We start from the raw sequence: 19,051 nt of genomic DNA on the forward strand, positions 1-19,051 counted from the left end.
CCGATCCATGGTGGAGGTTCGCAAAGCAGTCATTCCATCGGCGGGTCTGGGTACCCGGTTCCTGCCGGCGACCAAGGCGACGCCCAAAGAGATGCTCCCGGTCATCGACAAGCCGACGATTCAGTATGTCGTCGAAGAAGCAGTGACCGCGGGCCTGACAGACATCCTTATGGTGACCGGCCGCAACAAGCGGCCCCTGGAAGACCACTTCGACCGTGCCGCAGAGCTGGAGGAGGCGCTGGCGGCCAAGGGCGACAAAGTCCGGCTGGAACAGGTCCGCGCGTCCTCGGAGATGGCCAACGTCCACTACGTCCGGCAGGGCGACCCCAAGGGTCTGGGACACGCCGTCCTCAAGGCGGAGTCCTACGTGCACGGCGAGCCGTTCGCCGTCCTGCTCGGTGACGACTTCATCGACGAGCGGGATCCGCTGCTGCCGGCCATGATCGAGGTCCGGAAGCGCTATGGCGGCTCGGTGGTAGCCCTCATCGAGGTTCCCGAAGAGCACATCCACATGTACGGGTGTGCCGCGGTGAAGCCGGCGGCGGACGGTCCGGCGCTGGATCAGGAGCACACCAGCCTCATCCAGATCACCGATCTGGTGGAGAAGCCCGCCAAAGAGCAGGCGCCCTCGAATCTCGCTGTGATCGGCCGCTATGTGTTGGACCCCGCAGTAATGGACGTCTTGCGGGAGACCCCTCCAGGACGCGGCGGAGAGATCCAGCTGACCGACGCTCTGCGGACCCTGGCCGGGGACCCGGACATCGGCGGCCCGGTCCACGGCGTGGTGTTCACCGGGCGCCGGTACGACACCGGTAACCCCATCGACTATCTGAAGACCGTGGTCCAGCTCGCGGTGGACCGTCCCGATCTCGGTAAAGAGTTCCGGGACTGGCTGTCGTCCTACGTGGGCGAGGGCTTCAAGGACTGAGGTGTTGATCTCCATCACATTGATGGAGATCGATCCGTCGCTGACGTCCGCGTCCGCGGCATAAGGGATGATGGACGCATGTCCGATTCCGATAACGCGACGATGCGCAGTGTCGACGACCACCTGAAGACGGTCCTCGACACCGTGCAGTTGCTCGCCCCGATGGAGCTCCCGATCACCGATGTGAACGGGTTGGTGCTCGCCGACGACGTGGTCGCGTCCATCGCGCTGCCGCCGTTCGACAACTCCTCGGTCGACGGCTACGCGGTGCGGCTGGCCGACCTGGAGGGCGCCGCCGAGGACAGCCCCGCGGAACTGAGCGTGATCGGCGACATCGCGGCCGGCTCGGTCCACGAGGGCATCCTGGAGCCGGGCACCTGCGCCCGGATCATGACCGGCGCGATGGTGCCGCACGGCGCCGAGGCGATCGTGCCGGTGGAGTGGACGGACGCCGGTACCGAGAGCGTCCGCATCACCCGGGTCCCGGAGCGCGACCAGAACATCCGGATACTCGGCTCCGACGTGAAGACCGGCGAGGTGGTGCTCAAGGCCGGCACCCGCCTGGGCCCGCGCCAGATCGGCCTGCTCGCCGCGATCGGCCAGGTCCACGCCCCGGTGCACCCGCACCCGCGGGTCGTGGTGCTGTCCACCGGCTCGGAGCTGGTCGAGCCGGGCACGGTGCTCGGTCCGGGCCAGATCAACGACGGCAACGGCCCCGCGCTGACCGCCGCGGTGAACGCCATGGGCGCCACCGGCATCCGGGTCGGCATCGTCGGCGACGACCCGCAGGGCGTGCTGGACGCCATCGAGGACCAGCTGATCCGCGCCGACGTCGTGATCACCACCGGCGGGGTCTCGGTCGGCGCCTACGACGTGGTGAAGGAGGTGCTCTCGACGCTGGGCACCGTGGAGTTCACCAAGGTCGCGATGCAGCCGGGGATGCCGCAGGGCTTCGGCACCGTCGGCGAGGACCGGATCCCGATCTTCACACTGCCGGGCAACCCGGTGTCCGCCTACGTCTCCTTCGAGATCTACATCCGCCCGGCGATCGAGAAGATGATGGGCATCGCCACCGGGCCGCGCAAGACCGTGACCGCGACCTGCTTCGGCGCCTTCACCTCGCCCGACGGCAAGCGCCAGTTCGCCCGCGGCGTCTACGACCCGGCGGCCCTGAGCGTCCGCCCGGTCGGCGGCCACGGCTCGCACCTGGTCGGCGACCTGGCCCTGGCGAACGCGTTGATAGTGGTGCCCGAGCACGTGACCGAGGTGGTCGACGGCGACGACGTCGAGGTGATCGTGCTGGACGGCGGCGTGCGATGACCGACCCGACGCACGGCGAGCCGGACTCGGCGACGGACTCGACCCCGACCCAGGCACCGGCATCTGCGGCCGGCGGCGGCAAGTCCGACCGCCTGACCCACATCGACGCCACCGGCGACGCGCGCATGGTCGACGTCACCGAGAAGCCGGTCTCCGCGCGCCAGGCGCGGGCGACCGGCTTCGTGGAGGTCTCGCCGAAGGTGGTGGAGCTGCTGCGCGGCGAGGGCATGCCCAAGGGCGACGCCCTGTCGGTCGCGCGCATCGCCGGCATCATGGGCGCGAAGAAGACGCCGGAGCTGATCCCGCTCTGCCACCCGATCGCGATCAGCGGAGTGAAGGTCGCCCTGGAGGTCGAGGACACCGGCGTCGCCATCGCGGCGACGGTGAAGACCGCGGACCGCACCGGCGTCGAGATGGAGGCGCTGACCGCGGTGGCGGTCGCCGGGCTGACCGTCATCGACATGGTCAAGGCGGTCGACCCGGCCGCGGTCCTGACCCGGGTCCGGGTGGAAACGAAATCTGGCGGTGTGTCAGGGGACTGGTCGCGCGAGGGTTAGCACACCCACTCGATAACTCTTGCGACTTGGACGTCTCGGTGTCATGGTGCCCCGAACGCGAGCTGTGAGCATCCTCACAGGTCGGGTCCGTATAAGGCCGATCAGACATCTCCCCGAGATTTCAAGGACGCGCCATGACCGATTCGAGTACAGCGGCGGCACTTCCCCCTGAGAACGACACGGGACGCCTGGACAACGCGTCCCGTGCGCGCATCTTCTCCGTCATCGCGGTCGTCGTACTCTTCGCCGAGGTCGCGCCGTTGCAGTACACGATGGTCTCGCCGGCGGCGCAGCTGATCGGGCGCAGCTTCCCCGGCGTGGGCAGCAACATCGCGTGGATGACCATCATCTTCGGGCTGGTCGGCGGCGCGGCCACGCCGATCCTGGGCAAGCTGTCGGACCTGTACGGCAAGCGCAACATGCTGCTCGCGGTCGGGGTGTCGTTCCTGATCGGCTCGCTGATCTGCGCCACCACCAGCAACTGGACGCTCTTCCTGATCGGGCGCGCCTTCCAGGCGGTGGCGATCGCCGCGGCCACCGTCGCCTACGGCCTGATCCGTGACCTGATCCCGCGCAAGTACGTGCCGCTGGCGATCGGGCTGGTGTCCACCGGGCTCGGCGTGTCCGGTGTCGGCGGGATCATGCTCTCCGGCCTGCTGACCGACACCGCCGGCTGGAGCTACAAGGCGCTGTTCTGGTTCCTGGTGGTCTACACCCTGGTGACGCTGCCCCTGGTCTTCCTGGTGTGCCCGGAGACCAAGTTCCGCGCCCGCCAGAAGCTGGACCCGTTCGGCGCGTTGCTGCTGGCCGGCGGCGTGGGCTTCGCGCTGCTCTACGTCTCGAACGGCGCGAACGTCGGCTGGACCGATCCGCTCTATCTGGGCTATCTGGTCCTCGGCCTGGTCCTCATCGGGGCGTTCGTCGGGCTGGAGAAGAGGATCAGCCAACCGATCATCGATCTGCGGCTGCTGTTCTCGCCGAAGGTCTCGATGGTGCTGTTCATCGCGTTCTTCGCCTCGATCGTGGTGGGCATCCAGGCGTTCGCGATCCCGTACATGGTCTCCACGCCGAGCCACAACGGTTTGATCGCCATGACCCAACAAGGCGCGGCGGCACGTTTCAAGGGACTAGTGCAGCCGGACCAGATCCCCGTGAAGGTGCTCGGCAACCTCAGCTACGGGCTCGGGTTCACGTTGCTGGGCTTGGCGTTCCGCGTCCAGGTCTGGGGCTCGACCGTCGCGATGTTCTCCGGCGCAGCCTCGGGCCAGTTGTCGGGGAAGATCGGTGCACGCAAGCCATTGCTGGTGGGCATGTTCGCCTTCGCCGCGACCAGTGGCATCTACGCCGCAGCGCATCACGGAGCACTGACGTTGGCGCTCGTCGGCATCGTGTTCGGCGTCGGATTCGGCGCCTACTACGCGACTACGCCGAACCTCCTCGTAGAGGCCTCTCCACCGGAGCAGCAGGGGATTACCGCAGGGATGCTCGGAGTGTCCAACTCCATAGGCACTGCGGTGGGAACCGCTATAGCTGCGGCGTTCCAGGCGGCCCATCCTGTGAAGCTGATAGTGGCCGGCCAGACGGTGCTCGCCGGTACTCCGGATCCGAAGACTGGTATAACGCAGCGCGCGGGAGTCTTCACCGACTCCGCCTATACGCAGATCTTCATAGCCTGTGCCATAGCCGGCGCGATCGCCTTGATCGGCACGTACTTCATGCGTTCCGGACGGATAGCGTCCACCGGTGGTCTCGGCTACCTGTCCGACGCTAAGCCTCCCGCTAAAGAAGCCGCGACCGCCTAAGCGCCGAGCGCTAAGGGCCTCAGGCAGGCGCCGCCACCATGATGGGCTCGCACCGGGCGTTCAGACACAGCCCGGTGGTGAGTGAGAAGTCGAAGTTGTGCGCCAAGCAGCGCAGAACCAGACCCTCCGGCGCCTCCTCTACAATCGCGCCCTCTGCGAGGTCTTCACCAGAGTGCGGGCAGTACCGCGTCACTTCGAAGGTCCGCTCTCCGGAGTTCACCATGACCGTGGCGTCCGGGTCACGCTTGTCGTGGTCCTCTATAGCCTGCAACGCGTCAACGTCGGCGTGCCTAAGCAGAGCGAACAGATAAGAGTTGTCGACGTCAGGGGAGCTCTTAACGGAGAGACGCCGCGAAAGGAGTAGATCCTCCCAAAGGATCTCCCCACTGAGAACCGCCTCCAGCCAACGCGCCTCTACGCCGAACGTGTACTGAGGAGTCTCGTCAGAAGTCCCGAGGTGCACGTCCCATATCCCGCCATCCGCACCGGCCACCTCGAACCGGACCGTCATGGCGATCCGCTCCAAGAAGTACGGACTCATCCGGCCGAGCCGCACAAAGTGCTCCACGAAGCGCTCACCGAGACCAGAGCCGGCGACAGGATCAGGATGCGCCGTCCACACCTCAGCGATCTCTTCCGCGCGAGAAGCAGCGTAGGCCTCAAGGTGGTTCGCAACAGCGACGGAGTCGCTATAGGAGAAGTCCCCCCAACGCGGATCCCTGGTGACGTCGTGGCTTGTCGGCGTTATACGAACGCTGTCCCCTGGAAACAGCCGCAGTGTCTCGGCCGGTAGTTCATCAGGCTCGGCGATCTGCGCGTTGTCATGCGCCAGTGCCGGATCCAGAACACAGGCCGGACCGCCATATGGCATCGCCAGGCGCGGCTTCACAGTGCGCACCAACCGCTTCACCGCCCTGAACCGCGGTCCCGACGCATCCAGCGCCAGCAGATCCAACGGCCCGCCGACCTCGATCATCGCTCGCCGTGTCTGCGCCAGGGAGAGCTGCGCATCATTGCAGTGCAGTACGGAAATCCCATCCGCGACGACAAGGAACGCAGCGCGATGGGACATCGGCGACTGCTCGGGAATGGCCGTCAGCCAGTCGCCACGCGAGTTGAGCGGCAGATGCTGCCAGCCCTCGACCTCCACGACGTTCTTCACACCCGCCGCGGTCAGCCGGTCCCGCAGAACAGACGACGGATACGCCGGGACCACGACCTGCACTCCGTCATCGAGCCCGGACAAGAACGCCAGGTCCATATGGTCCGCGTGCGCGCTCGACACCGCGATCCACTCGGCTTCCAGAAAGCCCGGAACCGCATGCAGATGGCCGTTGTCCGGGAACGGGAACCACGATCCGAGGAACGCCCCGCCCCGCGACACCCACGGATCGCACAACAGCCGCAGCTCCGGTGCCTCGACGCGCAATCCCGCGTGTCCTGTCGAACTGACGAGTGGACCGGGCACCGGCTCATCCTGCCCCACAATGCGACCGGGGCCAACCCCGACTCGGATTGACCCCAGTTGACCTGCGCAGAAGCGTGAAGTTGTGAAACAGGGCTATGTCAGAAGGCTGCCTCGAAGGCCTTCGCCATGACCTGATACCCGGCGTCGTTCGCGTGGATGTTGGGCCCGACCGGGGCCGGCGCGCACATCCAGGTCCACTGGCAGATGCGGGCCACGTTCAGCGGCACCGAGAGCCCCGGCTTCAGCGGCACCTGGTCGACGAAGTCATTGCTCTGGAAGGCCGAGCTGACGTCGGCGACCCGGACCCCGTGCAGCGGGTACTCGACCGCGAAGACCGCGTTGAACAGGTTCAGGAAGACCGCCGACAGCACCGCGGTGCTCTGCCCGGAGGACCCGGTGAGCCACGAGGCGAGGAACGGGTTGTAGTACGTCGACCCGACGAACTCGGTCTTGTGCCCGGCCGCGGCGTGCAGCGTCTTCAGGATGACCGGCAGGTCCTGCGAGGTCTGCTTGATCCCGTTCAGACCGCACTGGATGTCCAGGCCGGTGGCGCCGGCGCAGCCGTCGACGTCGTTCGCGCCGATGTCGATCGTCACCAGCACCCGGTCGCCCTTGTGCGCCTTCAGGAACGAGGCGGCGGCGGCGAGCTGGCTCTTGTACGGCTCCGGGTACGAGCAGCCGCCGTGGATCATCGAGCCCGTGGTCTCGCCGGGGCACGCCAGGTTCACGTACTTGGTGCCCCGGGCCTTCAGGGACGCGGCGATGTCGTCGGCGTAGCCGTGGCCGCTGATGAAGCCCTGGCCGGTGACCGCGTTCGGCTGCCAGCCGGCGCCGAGCGAGTCGCCGAGCGCCAGGTAGTAGTCGTAGGGCCGGTGCTTCCAGCCGTCCGACGCGCTCGCCGGGCCGGCGCTCACCGCCAGGCCGCACAGCGCCGCGGCCGCGACCGCGGCAGCCTTGCGCAGGCTGAGTTTGGGAACGTGCATCCTCTGGGTCCCCTCCCGTGGAGATCGCGCCGCCTGCAAGGGCTTCTTCGCACAGATGTGGCGGCGAACACCCGGATGCTACCGGCAGGTAGTCATCAGGGGTAGGGGGAGGTGACTCGTTGTTAACGGCGCGGAAAACACTGCCGGAGAGGGCAACCGCGACAGCACTGGATCAGCGGTCGAAAAGACCCACTTCGAGCCGAAACGGCCACTGATGTCAGCGCTGATGTCAGCGGCCGACGGGATCAGTGCTCGAAGGACTCAGTGCTCTAAGGAGCCAGCGCTCGAAAGGGTCGGCTGCCTGAGGGCTCAGTTGTCGAAGGGCAGGACCAGCGTCCGCAGCAGCCCGGCCAGGGCCTTGCGCTCGTCGGCGGACAGCCCGTCGAGCAGGTCGCGCTCCTGGGCCAGCAGCCCCTCGAAGGCGCCGTCCACGCGCTCCCGGCCGGTGTCCGACAGCTGCACCAGCACGCCGCGCCGGTCGCCGGGGTCGGGCAGCCGCTTGACCAGGTCCTTGGCGGCCAGCCGGTCGATGCGGTTGGTCATCGTGCCGCTGGTGACCAGCGTCTGGGTCAGCAGCTTGCTGGGGGTGAGCTGGTACGGCGCGCCGGCGCGGCGCAGCGCGGAGAGCACGTCGAACTCCCACGGCTCCAAGTCGTGCTCGGCGAAGGCCGTGCGGCGTGCGCGGTCCAGGTGGCGGGCCAGGCGGGAGACCCGGGAGAGGACTTCCAGCGGGGCCACATCAAGGTCCGGGCGCTCGTGCCGCCAGGCCTCGACCAGCCGGTCGACCTCGTCCCGGCAGGCCTGCGGGTCGGGCCCGGGGAGCGGGGCGGCCGGGGCGGCGGCGCCGTTGTGGGCGGGGGTCGCGACGGCGTCCAGGTCGTGCGTGTGTGGCGTCTCCACCGCGTACCTACTCCTCGCCGTTGTTCCGAGATCCCAGCCTACCGGGAAGGTCGGCGCCGAGCATCTTGACATCGAGATTCTTGACCGGGCAGACTCTAAGTATCTCGATGTCGAGATACTTTTCCGAACATCCCACCGCCTGGAGGCGTCATGGCCGGCGACATCTGGAACGCCCAGCAATATCTGCGGTTCGAGAACGACCGCCTGCGCCCCTTCCTGGACCTGGTCACCCAGCTCGATCCGGACGGCGAGGTGCACACCGTCGTCGACCTCGGCTGCGGCCCCGGCAACGCGACCGCGCTGCTGGTCGACTGGTGGCCGGACGCCCGGATCGTGGGCGTCGACTCCTCCCCGGCGATGATCGAGGCCGCGCAGCAGCAGGCGGTGCCCGGCCAGGTCGAGTTCGAACTCGGCGACCTGCGGGACTGGCACCCGGACAGCAAGGTGGACGTCCTGCTGGCCAACGCCGTGCTGCAGTGGGTCCCGGACCACCTGGACCTGCTCCCGAGCCTGGCCGCGCAGCTCGCGCCCGGCGGGGTCTTCGGCTTCCAGGTCCCCGGCAACTTCGAGGCGCCCTCGCACCTGGCCCTGGCCGAGATGAAGCAGCGGTGGGGCGACCGCGTCCCGGCCGACCTGCAGAAGCCTGCCTCCCACGACCCGGCGGTCTACCTCGGGAAGCTCGCCGAGGCCGGGCTGGAGCCCGACGTGTGGGAGACCACGTACACCTATCTGGTCGCCGCCGACCCGGACCCGAAGGTGCCCTGCGGCGTGACCGAGTTCGTACGCGGCTCCGCGCTGCGTCCGGCGATCAAGGCCCTGAATGAGAGCGACGCAGCGGACTTCGTCGCCGAGTACGACGCCCTGGTCCGCGTCGCCTACCCGATCCGCGAGATCGGCGGCCGCACTGTGCAGCTGCTGCCGTACCGCCGCATCTTCGCCATCGGCCGGGCAGCCTGACATTCTGGAGAGAGTGATTCCGAGGGGAGAACACGATGCTCGCTGCACTCCATCACGCACAGGTGGCCGTCCCGAAGGGCGCCGAGGACATCTCACGGGCCTACTATGTCGGGGTCCTCGGCATGACCGAGCTGACCAAGCCGCCGGTCCTGGCCGCGCGCGGCGGCTGCTGGTTCGCCGCGGGCGGTCTGGAGATCCACACCGGCGTCGAGGAGCCGTTCGTACCGGCCCGCAAGGCGCATCCGGCGATCCTGGTCACCGACATCGACGAACTGGTCGCCGCGCTCACCGCCGCCGGCTACGAGTTCACCTGGGACCAGACCATCCCCGAGCGCCGGCGCCTGCACACCTACGACCCGCACGGCAACCGCCTGGAGTTCATCCAGCAGTAGAGGCCCGACCCCGGCGCGGCTCCCGAAGCGTGACTCTCGAGCCGCGCCCGCCGAACGCGAACCTGACCCGGTTAGTCCCGAGGGATGTCCCGCGCCCGCTCTTCCAACTCCTTGAGCAGAGCCTGGAGCTCGCCGCGCACGTAGTCGCGGGTGGCGACCTCGCCGACCGCCATCCGCAGCGAGGCGATCTCCCGGGTCAGGTACTCCATCGTCGCGATCGACATCTCCTCGCGGTTCCGGTCCTCGGCGATCTGCACCTTGTCCCGCTCGGCCTGCCGGTTCTGCGCCAGCAGGATCAGCGGCGCGGCGTACGCGGCCTGCGTCGAGAACGCCAGGTTCAGCAGGATGAACGGGTACGGGTCCCAGCGGATCGTCTTGGTGATCACCAGGATGTTCAGCCCGATCCAGATGATGACGAGCACGGTCTGGATGACCAGGTACCGCGCCGTGCCGAAGAACCGTGCGATGGCCTCCGACACCCGGCCGAAGGCGTCCGGGTCGAACGACGGCTTGAACGAGACCTGACGCCGTCCCCGGGGCTGGTCCAGCCGCGGCGGGATGTACTCGCGCGCCACTTATCGCTCCCCTGCCTCGGTGCCGGCCCGGTTCCGGCGGGCTGTCGTGCCGCCCGCCCCGTCCTGTTCCTCCAGCAACTCCACGACCTCGCGGGCCTCCGGCGGCAGCTCGTCGTGCGGGTGGCCGCCCGGCCGCATCCGCCAGTCGTCGGGCAGCAGGTGGTCCAGCACGTCGTCCACGGTCACCGCGCCCAGCAGCCGGTCGTCGGCGTCCACCACCGGCGCCGCGACCAGGTTGTACGTGGCCATGTACGCCGTGACCTCGTTCAGCGGGGCGTCCGGGGCCAGCGGCTCCAGCTCGACGTCCACGGCCGCCGACACCAGCGCCATCGGCGGCTCGCGCAGCAGCCGCTGGATGTGCACGGCGCCCAGGTAGCGGCCGGTCGGCGTCTCCGTCGGTGCGCGGGTGACGAACACCAGCGAGGCGTTCGCCGGCGTCCGCTCCTCGTCGCGCACCAGCGCCAGCGCCTCGGCCACGGTCGCGTTCGGCAGCAGGATGATCGGATCGGAGTTCATCAGGCCGCCGGCGGTGTCCTCGCGGTAGGACAGCAGCCGCCGCACCGGGTTCGCGTCCTGCGGCTCCATCAGGGCCAGCAGCCGCTCGGCCTCGTCCGTGCTCAGCTCGCCGAGCAGGTCCGCGGCGTCGTCGGGGTCCATCGCCTCCAGCACGTCGGCGGCGCGCTCCGACTCCAGTTCGCCCAGGATCTCCACCTGGTCGTCCTCGGGCAGCTCCTCCATGACGTCGGCCAGCCGGTCGTCGTCCAGCGCCGCGGCCACCTCGCCGCGCCGCTTGGGCGACAGCTCGTGCATGACCTGCGCCAGGTCCGCGGCGTGCAGCTTGTCCAGCGCCGCGACCAGCTCCGCGGCCCCCTGGACGCCGGAGACCTCCAGGCCCTGGACCGCGTCCCAGTCCACGGTCAGCGTCTCGCCCCGGCGCCGCAGTCCGCCCTTGGCCGCCTTCTGCACGAACAGCTTGGTGACCGCCATCTCCTTGCCGGCGCGCTCGGGCTCCAGGGCCACGTCGCGCACGGTCGCGGCCTCGCCGGTGGCGTTCAGCGTCACCCGGCGGTCCAGCAGCTCGGCGAGCACCAGGGTCTCGCCGGGGCGCTGCTGGAAATGCCGCATGTTCACCAGGCCGCTGGAGACCACCTGCTGGTTCTCGATCGAGGTGACCCGGCCGATCGGCAGGAACACCCGCCGCCGGCCGTGCATCTCCAGCACCAGGCCGAGCACGCGCGGCGCGCTGTCGCCGGCGCCCATGCTGACCACGATGTCGCGGATCCGGCCGACCGGCTCGCCGTCGGCGTCGAAAACGGAGCGTCCCGCAAGGTGGGAGACGTAAACGCGGGACAGGGCCCTCAAGTCAACCTCCGTATCCGCCTCGACGTCGCCGGCGGTGGGGGCGCCGACTACCGGTGGTCATGGTGAATGTGCTGCCGCACGGGCTCACTGAAACGCCGCCGACCGTGCGACCTCCCAGGTCCGATGATGTGATCAGGCTACCGGTTCCGGGACCGGCGTGGCCGACTCCGCTACTCCTTCCCCGTCGCGTCTGCGGACCGTCTAGTCTCGTGGCGACACCGATCGACTGGAGCATCGTGCGCACGTCCCGAGGAACCGCCGTCAGAACAGGTGCCGCGCTGGTCGCGGCCGTGGCGGCGCTGGCCGGATGCGGATCCACCGGTACCAACGGCGTGGCCAAGAAGGGCGCCGGATCCATCGTCGCCACCGCCGAGGACGCGGTGCTGAACGCCAGCAGCGTGCACATCCAGGGCCAGTTCACCTCCGGCAGCCAGCAGGTCGCGCTGGACCTGCGGCTGGAGAAGGACAAGGGCGCCTCCGGCACCGTCACCATCGGCACCGAGGTGATCGAGCTGCTGCGGGTCGGGCCGGACGTCTACGTCAAGGGCGACCAGGCGTTCTACCGCTCCGTGCTGTCGCGGCTCGGCGACACCTCGCCGGCGCCGAGCGCGGCCGGGTCCCCCTCGACCTCCGCGGGCAGCCCGACTTCGAGCTCCTCGGACAACAGCATCGCGGTGACCGCCATGCAGATCAACTACCTGCACATCGGCCCGGCCGACGCGCAGTACCAGACCTTCGCCTCGCTGACCGATCCGCGCCAGCTGCTGGCGCAGATCATGCAGGGCATCGGGTCGCTGGGCAAGGACGGCCAGAAGGACATCCGGGGCACCAAGTCGATCGTGCTGTCCGGGTCGAAGGACACCCGGGTGTACGTGGCCATCGACGGCCAGCCCTACCTGGAGCGGGTGCTGCCGCCCGGCGGCGGGACGCTGGACTTCATGGACTACGGCACGCCGGTGACGCTGAACCCGCCGCCGCCTGGACAAGTCGTCGACATAGCAAAGATCGCGAAGTAGTAGCGATCCCTCACACCACCGAGGCGAAGGCCTTGCCGTCCAACACAATCTCCGGCTCGACCCCCAGCGCCGCGTACACATGCGCCGCGACGTCGACATGCCGCAGCGTCCCGTAGTCCGCGCCGCCCTCGATGCCCGGACCGCACGCCGCGATCCACGCCGTCCGCTCGGCCGCGCTGCCGCCGCCGTGGCCGCCCTCGAGCACCTGGCCGTGGTCGGTCACCAGGATGAAGGTCCAGTTCTCCGCGGCCCGCTCCGGCCGGGACGCCACCGCCGCCAGCAACCGCCCGACGCGCGCGTCCGTGCGGCGGATGGCGGCCCGGTACAGGTCCCCGCAGCCCTGGTCGTGCCCGGTGGCGTCGTTCACCCCGAGGTAGACGAACGCCGCCGCGACGTCCTCGGCGGCCAGCACGCGCTCGGCGTCGCCGGTGATCGCCTCGTCGCCGCGGTCGCACCCCGGGGCGGACTGGCCGAAGGTGGCGAAGCTCAGGCGGGAGGGCGAGGCGAACATCGGGCCGTGGTCGGCGGTGGTGGCCAGGGGCGGCCAGGCGCCGATCGCAAGATACGTGTGCAGGCCGAAGTCGCGCGTCAGCACGGTCAGGAAGTCCGGGTGCTCGGCCAGCCGGTGCCCGGCGAAGTCGTTGCTGCTGATGTTGTGCCGCTCGATCGTGGTCCCGGTGACGGCCGTGGCCCAGCAGGGTCCTGACACCGTCGGGGTGCCGTCCTCGATCCACACCGGGGCCAGGAAGCCCTCGCCGATGATCCGGTCGATGTTCGGAGTCGGCTCGGCTTCGAGGAAGTCCAGGCGGGTGCCGTCGATCCCGATGACCAGTACGCATGAAGTGCTCATGTCTCCCCTGGGTTGTGAGTCGGCTAAGCGATCCGCGCTAGATCATCCTCACGGACCGCGCCGAGCAGCGGAAGCCCCGCCACGTACCGCTCGACGTCGGCCACCGCGTACGCGCCGAGCAGCGCCACCTCGGTCCCCATCGCCCCGGCCAGGTGCGGCGTCACGACCACGTTCGGCAGCAGGAACAACGGATGCGTCGGCGGCAGCGGTTCGTCGGGGTCGGTGACGTCCAGGAACGCGTCGATCCGGCCGGCGGCGCAGTGCCGCACCAGCGCCTCGGCGCCGGCCAGTGCCCGCCGCGCTGTCGTTGTGGGACGACGTCATCAAGAAGTGGCAGAGCGGCGGCGGCGACCAGATCGCGGCCGAGCTCGGCGCCGAGTACGCGAAGACGCACAGTTAAATACCGACCCACGGCTGAGATGATCTGCGCATGAACTACCTGGCCGCCCTGGAAGACGAAGTCCGCGACGCCGTGGCGGGGGCGGCCGGGTCCGCCGCGCCCGAGCTGACGTTCACGCTGTACCGGGAGTTCGGCGACACCGGACACCGCTATGGCTACGAGCACCCCTACTTCGAGCGGCGCGGACGGCTGGTCGCGGCCGGCGCGGCGGCGATGTTCGACGTGCGCGCGGACGGCGTCGTGAGCGCGGACGTGCTCGCCGTCCTCGCCGACGAGCTGTGGCGGGTCTGCGACGAGTACACCTGGGCCCTGCCCGCGCACGTCTACCACGCCCGCGACGGCGACATGCGCCGCTGCGTCGACCTTTTCGCGGCCGAGACCGCGCACACCGTCGCCGAGCTGATCGGGCGCTTCGGCAAGCAGCTGCCCGAGGACGTGACGATGCGCTGCCGCGAGGAGCTGCTGGACCGGGTCTTCATCCCGTTCGCCGACGACCAGCGGCCGATGGCCTTCGAGAAGATGACCAACAACTGGCTCGCGGTGGTCGCCGGCGGCGTCGGGATGGCCGCGCTGGCCTTCTTCCCGGACGAGGCCAAGCGGTTGGCGATGATCCTGAAGCGCGCGCAGAAGTCATTGCGCCGCTTCATCGAGCACTACCCCGACGACGGCGGCTGCTCCGAGGGCATGGACTACTGGGTCTACGGCTTCGGGTACTTCGCCTACTTCGCCGAGGCGTGGCGCGAGCGCGGCGGCTCGGATCTGTTGCTGGACAAGAAGATCCGCGAGATCGCTGCGTTCCCTTCCCGCGTCGGATTCGGCGACGGCCGGTTCCCGAGCTTCTCCGACGGCTCGGAGACCGCGGAGATCCCGACCGGGTTGATGTCGCGGCTGGTCGAACGGCTCGGGGTGCCGGTGCCGTATCTGACGGCTGTGCCGAGCCTCGCGTCGGACTTCTGTCATCGCTGGCCGCACGTCGCCAAGAACATCGAGTGGACCAGCGAGCGCGTCCTGGACCAGCCGACGGCGCCGGGCGTCGCGTACCTGCCGGATCTGGCGTGGGTCGTGGACCGCGGCGGCGAGGCGGAGTTCGCGGCCAAGGGCGGGCACAACGACGAGTTCCACAACCATCTGGACGTCGGCCAGTTCATCCTGCGCGGCCACGGCGAGACGCTGCTGACGGACCTGGGCGCCGGCGAATACAACGCCGCGTACTTCGGGCCCGACCGGTATAAGGATGTTCATACAGCCGCCGAGGGGCACTCGATCCCGCTGATCGACGGTCGGGGTCAGCTGCCGGGCGCCGAGTACGCCGCGAAGGTCGAGCGCTTCGCCGAGACCGGCCAGGGCGCGATCCTGACCTTGGACCTGACCTCGGCATACGAAGTCCCCGGATTGCTCGCCGTGGGCCGCCGGTTCACCTGGCAGCGACACGGCAGCCTGGTCGTGGTCGACCGGATCGAGACCGATCGCCCGATGCCTTTCGAGGAGATCTTCATCAGCCGGATCCGGCCGACGTTCGAGGCCGATCGCGTGGTGTGGGAGGGCGAGAAGGCGCGCTGCGTCATGACGTGGAGCGGTCCGGTCGCGATGGTTCCCGAGCTGGAGAGCATCGAGACCAGCGGTCATCGCGGAGAGCTGGAAAGCGTTTTCCGCATTCGGCTACGATGCTCCCTTGAGGCTGGCGGCAGCCGGCTGGAGTCCGTGTTCACCGTCGCGAGCAAGGAGCGTTGATGTGGCCGGTGCGATGGATGTCCCCGAGGACCGGAACCTGTCCGAGCACACCGGCTGGACGCGGGCCCACTGGCTCGCGCAGGCCGACTACCTGCTTGACTCCTTGAAGCCGTTCGCGTCGCCGAGTTCGGCGCGCTTCGAGCTGCCGGGCCGGCCCAGCGCCTCGGGCGTCGACTCGGATGCCTTGGAGGGCTTCGCCCGCACCTTCCTGCTCGCGGCGTGGCGGATCGTCGCCGACCGGGGCCAGGGGCCGGTCGCCGAGGACCTGATCGCCCGATACTCCTCGGGCCTCGCCGCCGGCGCGGACGCCGCGCATCCCGAGGCCTGGCCTCGGATCCCGCAGGGCCGGCCGGGGCAGCCGATGGTGGAGGCGGCCTCGATCGCGCTGGGGCTGCACTACACGCGCGAATGGCTGTGGGACCGGCTGGACGCGCGGGCCCAGGGGCTCGTCGCCGACTGGCTCGGCGAGTTCATCGGCAATCCGACCTGGCCGAACAACTGGATGCTGTTCCAGACGGTCACTGAGGAGTTCCTGTCCTCGATCGGCGCGCGGTATGAGGAGTCTGAGATCCTTCGCGGTCTCGACGCGACCGAGGAATGGTACGTCGGCGACGGCTGGTACACCGACGGTGCCGGCCGCAACTTCGACTACTACATCGGCTGGGCCATGCACCTGTATCCGCTGGTGTGGACGCAGATGGCCGAGGGTGGCGTGCGGGGTGAGAGGGCGCTCGCGGCGCGCGAGGTCTATCGGGACCGGCTGCGCCAGTTCCTGGAGCGCTACTTCGACTTCTTCGGCTCCGACGGCGCGCCGATCTACCAAGGCCGGTCGCTGACGTACCGGTTCGCGGCCGCCGCGCCGATCTGGGTCGGGGAGATGTTCGACTGTTCCCCTTATGACGCCGGGCTTTCGCGGCGCGCCGCCAGCGGTGTGATGAAGCACTTCGCCGAGCACGGCGCGCCGGATGCGCGTGGCCTGCTGACCCCGGGGTGGCACGAGCCGTTCCTGCCGATGGTGCAGAACTATTCGGGCCCTGCTTCGCCCTACTGGGCCTCCAAGGGCTTCATCGGCTTGATGCTCCCGGCCGACCACAGGGTGTGGACGGCGCTGGAGTCGCCGTTGCCGGTGGAGGTCGGGAACTTCGACAGCTTCATCGCGCCGGTCGGCTGGGCGCTGAGCGGGACCAAGGACGACGGCGTGGTCCGGTTGCTGAACCACGGCAGCGACAAGGCCTGGCACCACACGCCGCCGTTCGACCCGCGCACCGACGTGTTCTACTCACCGCTGGCGTTCTCGACGGTGACCGCGCCGGACACCGCGCCGGAGGCGTGGGCCAAGCGGGTCGGGAACCACGTCGCGCTGATCGCGCCGGACGGCCGGGTGTCCTCGCGGGCCGTGATCGAGCCCGGTACGGCGGCCGACGGGTACATCTCGTCGGAGCACGTCCCGGGCTTCGAGACCGAGCCGGGCGGCGCGGTGATTCCGATCGAGGGCGCACGGATTTCGGCCAGGGTCTCCGTGAAGGACGGCGTCGAGACCCGGGAGCACTCCGTGACGGCGCCGGCCGGCTGGACGGTGCGCGAGGGCGGGTATCCGGTCGCGGGTCCCGAAGAGCCATTGCGCGGCGAAAACGAGAAGCTGCCCGGGGCGTTCGCGGTCAACGATCTCGGGGTGATGTCGCGGATCGAGGGCCTGGGCACGTGGACCGCGGCCGGTGTGGACACCGAGCTCGGTGCCAACGCGCTGGGCGCGTTCTCGGCGACGCCGTATCTGACGGCGGAGCATCCCGGTGGCACGGTGAGCTATCTGTCGAAAGTCATGGTGTATCGGCTCCCTGATGACGGCGCCGACGACGGTTCTGACGACGGTATCGATGACGGAGACGGGGTCGCGGAATGAGTTGGCCGTTGGCGTTTTCCACTTTGGGCTGCTCGGGGATGCCGCTGGCGGACGTCGTCGAGCTGGCGCGGTCCACAGGGTGGCTCGGGCTGGAGCTGCGGGCCGCCGATGACGAACCTGTGCATATCGGGTTGTCTGTGGAGGAGCGGGCTGCCGCGCGGGAGTTGCTGGAGTCCGGCGGCGTCACCGTGTTGGCGGTTGCTTCCTATGTCAAAGTGGCCAGCGGTGCGGTCAGCGACGACGAGTGCGTCGCGGATGCGTTGGCGCATGCGGAACTCGCTCGGGATCTGGGCGCGCCATTCGTGCGCGTCTTCCCTGGTGCGGAGGAGCCCGGGGCCGAGGCGGACGCGCGTGCCGTGCGTCGGCTGAACGCGATCGCGGCGCAGTTGCCCGAGGGCGTCGCGATTCTTTTGGAGACTCACGACAGTCATCCACAGGGTGTGGATATCGCGCGGGTGCTGGCGCAGGTTTCCGGTGATGTCGGGACGATCTGGGACGTCATGCATCCGTGGCGGACCGGCGAGCCGATCTCCGTCACGAAGGAAGTGCTGGCGCCGTATCTGCGGCACGTGCAGGTGAAGGACGTGTTGTCGCCGGAGGAGCGGACGCCGTTGCCGCTCGGCGAGGGCACGATCCCGCTGCCCGAGTTCTACGCCGCGTTGCGGGAGCTGGGGTATGAGGGCTGGGTGTCGTTGGAGTGGGAGTCCAAGTGGCACCCCGAGGCGGTGCCGTTGGCCGAGGCGCTGAAGGTGAAGCCGGTCTTCGACTGAGGTCGGTTTTGGATCGAGGCCGTCGCCGGCTCACACGTTGATCCGCGGCCGCACCGAATCCCGCAGCACGATGTGGGTGCCCAGCATGACGTGCTGGTTCGGGGCGGCCGCCTCGTCGCGGTGCAGGGCCAGGCGGACGGCTTCGCGGCCGAGTTCCATGTGCGGGATCGAGACGGTGGTCAGCGCCGGGTAGAGGTCCTGCGCCTCTTGTTCGTCGTTGTATCCGATCACTGATACGTCGTCCGGCACGGAGACCCCGGCCTCCCGGAACGCGACGAGCGCGCGGGCCGCGATGTGGTCGTCCCAGGCGAAGACCGCGGTGAAGTCCGGCGGGCCCGCGGCCAGCCGCTTCTTGAGCTCGGCGTAGGCGAACGGCGGGAGCTGGTTGCTGACGATCACCAGGCTGGGGTCCTCGGCGATGCCGTAGGCGCCGATGGCGCGGCGGTAGCCGTCGAGGCGGTCGCGGGTCGTGGTGTTCTGCGGGTCGCCGCCGATGAACAGGACCCTGCGATGCCCCTGCGAGAGCAGGTGGCTGGTCGCGGCGAAGGCGCCGCCGGCGTTGTCGTACTCGACCACGGTCACCGGCAGGTTCTCGCCGGGCGAGGGGCGGCCGCAGACCACGAGGCGTGAGCCCGCGCTGTCCAGCAGCCGGGCCAGGCGCGCCATGTGCTCGCGGTACTCGGGGCCGTCGATGACGCCGCCGACCAGGACCACGGCGTCGACGTTCTGCTCGCGCAACGTCTCGACCAACTTCACCTCGCGCTCCGGGTCGCCGCCGGTGGTGCTCACCATGCACAGCCGGTCCTCGGCCACCGCCTGCTGCTCCACGCCGGAGGCGACGCGGTTGTAGAAGGGGGAGGTGAGGTTGGAGAGCAGGACCGCGATGATCTTGGAGCGGGTGCCGGCCAGCGCGCGGGCGTGCGCGTTGACGACGTAGTCCAGGTCGCGGACCGCGCGCAGGACCCTGGTGCGGGTGGCGGCGGCGACCGGGTAGTTGCCGGTGAGGACCCGGGAGACGGTCGCGACCGAGACCCCCGCTCGGGTGGCCACGTCGCGGATGGTCGCCGCGCGGCCGTTCGGGGATCCGGCGTCGCTGTCCGGTCGTCTCGCCACGGGGGAAGAATACGTTTACTAAAGCGT

18 protein-coding genes are annotated in these 19,051 nt (G+C 69.2%); 10 read left to right on the forward strand and 8 right to left on the reverse strand.

Annotated features, from left to right (window positions below):
- Positions 1 to 7: 7 nt before the first annotated feature.
- The 4 genes from galU (at position 8) to GWK61_RS04320 (ending at position 4,607) form a co-directional block, all read left to right on the forward strand.
- Entirely contained in the window at positions 8 to 928 is a 921-nt protein-coding gene (gene galU / locus GWK61_RS04305; RefSeq protein WP_194905156.1) for a UTP--glucose-1-phosphate uridylyltransferase GalU, read from the forward strand.
- 78 nt (positions 929 to 1,006) lie between these two features.
- Positions 1,007 to 2,248 carry a molybdotransferase-like divisome protein Glp gene (gene glp, locus GWK61_RS04310; protein WP_194905158.1) on the forward strand — a complete coding sequence of 414 codons (1,242 nt, stop codon included), beginning with the start codon at positions 1,007 to 1,009 and terminating at the stop codon, positions 2,246 to 2,248.
- Positions 2,245 to 2,805, forward strand: coding sequence for a cyclic pyranopterin monophosphate synthase MoaC (moaC, locus tag GWK61_RS04315; RefSeq protein ID WP_228561711.1), 561 nt, complete (start codon positions 2,245 to 2,247; stop codon positions 2,803 to 2,805). The genes glp and moaC overlap by 4 nt, the downstream gene beginning before the upstream one ends.
- A gap of 134 nt (positions 2,806 to 2,939) precedes the next feature.
- Positions 2,940 to 4,607, forward strand: a complete 1,668-nt coding sequence (locus GWK61_RS04320; protein ID WP_194905160.1) for an MFS transporter — start codon at positions 2,940 to 2,942, stop codon at positions 4,605 to 4,607.
- Between the two features lie 19 nt (positions 4,608 to 4,626).
- On the opposite strand, the gene GWK61_RS04325 is transcribed toward GWK61_RS04320, so the two are convergent.
- The 3 genes from GWK61_RS04325 to GWK61_RS04335 form a co-directional block, all read right to left on the reverse strand.
- Positions 4,627 to 6,093, reverse strand: a complete 1,467-nt coding sequence (locus GWK61_RS04325; protein WP_323747398.1) for an MBL fold metallo-hydrolase — start codon at positions 6,091 to 6,093, stop codon at positions 4,627 to 4,629.
- An 80-nt stretch (positions 6,094 to 6,173) separates the two neighbouring features.
- Positions 6,174 to 7,058: an SGNH/GDSL hydrolase family protein gene (locus GWK61_RS04330; RefSeq protein WP_194905165.1), complete on the reverse strand. Its 885-nt coding sequence runs from the start codon at positions 7,056 to 7,058 to the stop codon at positions 6,174 to 6,176.
- A 309-nt stretch (positions 7,059 to 7,367) separates the two neighbouring features.
- Complete coding sequence (locus GWK61_RS04335) at positions 7,368 to 7,835, reverse strand: MarR family winged helix-turn-helix transcriptional regulator (RefSeq protein ID WP_194905229.1); 468 nt, start codon at positions 7,833 to 7,835, stop codon at positions 7,368 to 7,370.
- A 273-nt stretch (positions 7,836 to 8,108) separates the two neighbouring features.
- On the opposite strand from GWK61_RS04335, the gene GWK61_RS04340 reads away from it, so the two are divergent.
- Both GWK61_RS04340 and GWK61_RS04345 read left to right on the forward strand, forming a co-directional pair.
- Entirely contained in the window at positions 8,109 to 8,915 is an 807-nt protein-coding gene (locus GWK61_RS04340) for a methyltransferase domain-containing protein (RefSeq protein WP_194905167.1), read from the forward strand.
- Positions 8,916 to 8,950: 35 nt separating this feature from the next.
- Positions 8,951 to 9,307, forward strand: coding sequence for a VOC family protein (locus GWK61_RS04345; protein WP_194905169.1), 357 nt, complete (start codon positions 8,951 to 8,953; stop codon positions 9,305 to 9,307).
- A 71-nt stretch (positions 9,308 to 9,378) separates the two neighbouring features.
- On the opposite strand, the gene GWK61_RS04350 is transcribed toward GWK61_RS04345, so the two are convergent.
- Together GWK61_RS04350 and GWK61_RS04355 are read right to left on the reverse strand one after the other, a co-directional pair.
- A complete protein-coding gene (locus GWK61_RS04350) occupies positions 9,379 to 9,882 on the reverse strand; it encodes a DUF1003 domain-containing protein (RefSeq protein WP_194905171.1) in 504 nt (167 codons plus the stop codon).
- Positions 9,883 to 11,244 carry a magnesium transporter MgtE N-terminal domain-containing protein gene (locus tag GWK61_RS04355; RefSeq protein WP_194905173.1) on the reverse strand — a complete coding sequence of 454 codons (1,362 nt, stop codon included), beginning with the start codon at positions 11,242 to 11,244 and terminating at the stop codon, positions 9,883 to 9,885.
- A 209-nt stretch (positions 11,245 to 11,453) separates the two neighbouring features.
- Here GWK61_RS04355 and GWK61_RS04360 point away from each other — a divergent pair, with 209 nt between their 5' ends.
- A complete protein-coding gene (locus GWK61_RS04360) occupies positions 11,454 to 12,260 on the forward strand; it encodes a hypothetical protein (protein WP_194905175.1) in 807 nt (268 codons plus the stop codon).
- A gap of 10 nt (positions 12,261 to 12,270) precedes the next feature.
- Here the strand turns inward: GWK61_RS04360 and GWK61_RS04365 are convergent, their stop codons facing one another.
- Together GWK61_RS04365 and GWK61_RS04370 are read right to left on the reverse strand one after the other, a co-directional pair.
- Entirely contained in the window at positions 12,271 to 13,110 is an 840-nt protein-coding gene (locus GWK61_RS04365) for an alkaline phosphatase family protein (protein WP_194905177.1), read from the reverse strand.
- A 23-nt stretch (positions 13,111 to 13,133) separates the two neighbouring features.
- A complete protein-coding gene (locus tag GWK61_RS04370) occupies positions 13,134 to 13,379 on the reverse strand; it encodes an NAD(P)-dependent oxidoreductase (RefSeq protein WP_323747400.1) in 246 nt (81 codons plus the stop codon).
- Positions 13,380 to 13,540: 161 nt separating this feature from the next.
- Between GWK61_RS04370 and GWK61_RS04375 the strand changes: the two genes are divergently transcribed.
- The 3 genes from GWK61_RS04375 to GWK61_RS04385 are packed head-to-tail and all read left to right on the forward strand — an operon-like array spanning position 13,541 to position 17,911.
- Complete coding sequence (locus GWK61_RS04375) at positions 13,541 to 15,241, forward strand: heparinase II/III domain-containing protein (protein ID WP_194905179.1); 1,701 nt, start codon at positions 13,541 to 13,543, stop codon at positions 15,239 to 15,241.
- Between the two features lies 1 nt (position 15,242).
- Positions 15,243 to 17,141: a DUF2264 domain-containing protein gene (locus GWK61_RS04380; RefSeq protein WP_194905181.1), complete on the forward strand. Its 1,899-nt coding sequence runs from the start codon at positions 15,243 to 15,245 to the stop codon at positions 17,139 to 17,141.
- Positions 17,138 to 17,911 carry a sugar phosphate isomerase/epimerase family protein gene (locus GWK61_RS04385; protein WP_194905183.1) on the forward strand — a complete coding sequence of 258 codons (774 nt, stop codon included), beginning with the start codon at positions 17,138 to 17,140 and terminating at the stop codon, positions 17,909 to 17,911. Before GWK61_RS04380 ends, GWK61_RS04385 begins: the two co-directional genes overlap by 4 nt.
- A gap of 30 nt (positions 17,912 to 17,941) precedes the next feature.
- On the opposite strand, the gene GWK61_RS04390 is transcribed toward GWK61_RS04385, so the two are convergent.
- Positions 17,942 to 19,024: a LacI family DNA-binding transcriptional regulator gene (locus GWK61_RS04390; RefSeq protein WP_194905185.1), complete on the reverse strand. Its 1,083-nt coding sequence runs from the start codon at positions 19,022 to 19,024 to the stop codon at positions 17,942 to 17,944.
- Positions 19,025 to 19,051: the final 27 nt, after the last annotated feature.

The sequence above is a fragment of the Catenulispora rubra genome, assembly GCF_015356825.1.
Lineage (GTDB): Bacteria > Actinomycetota > Actinomycetes > Streptomycetales > Catenulisporaceae > Catenulispora > Catenulispora rubra.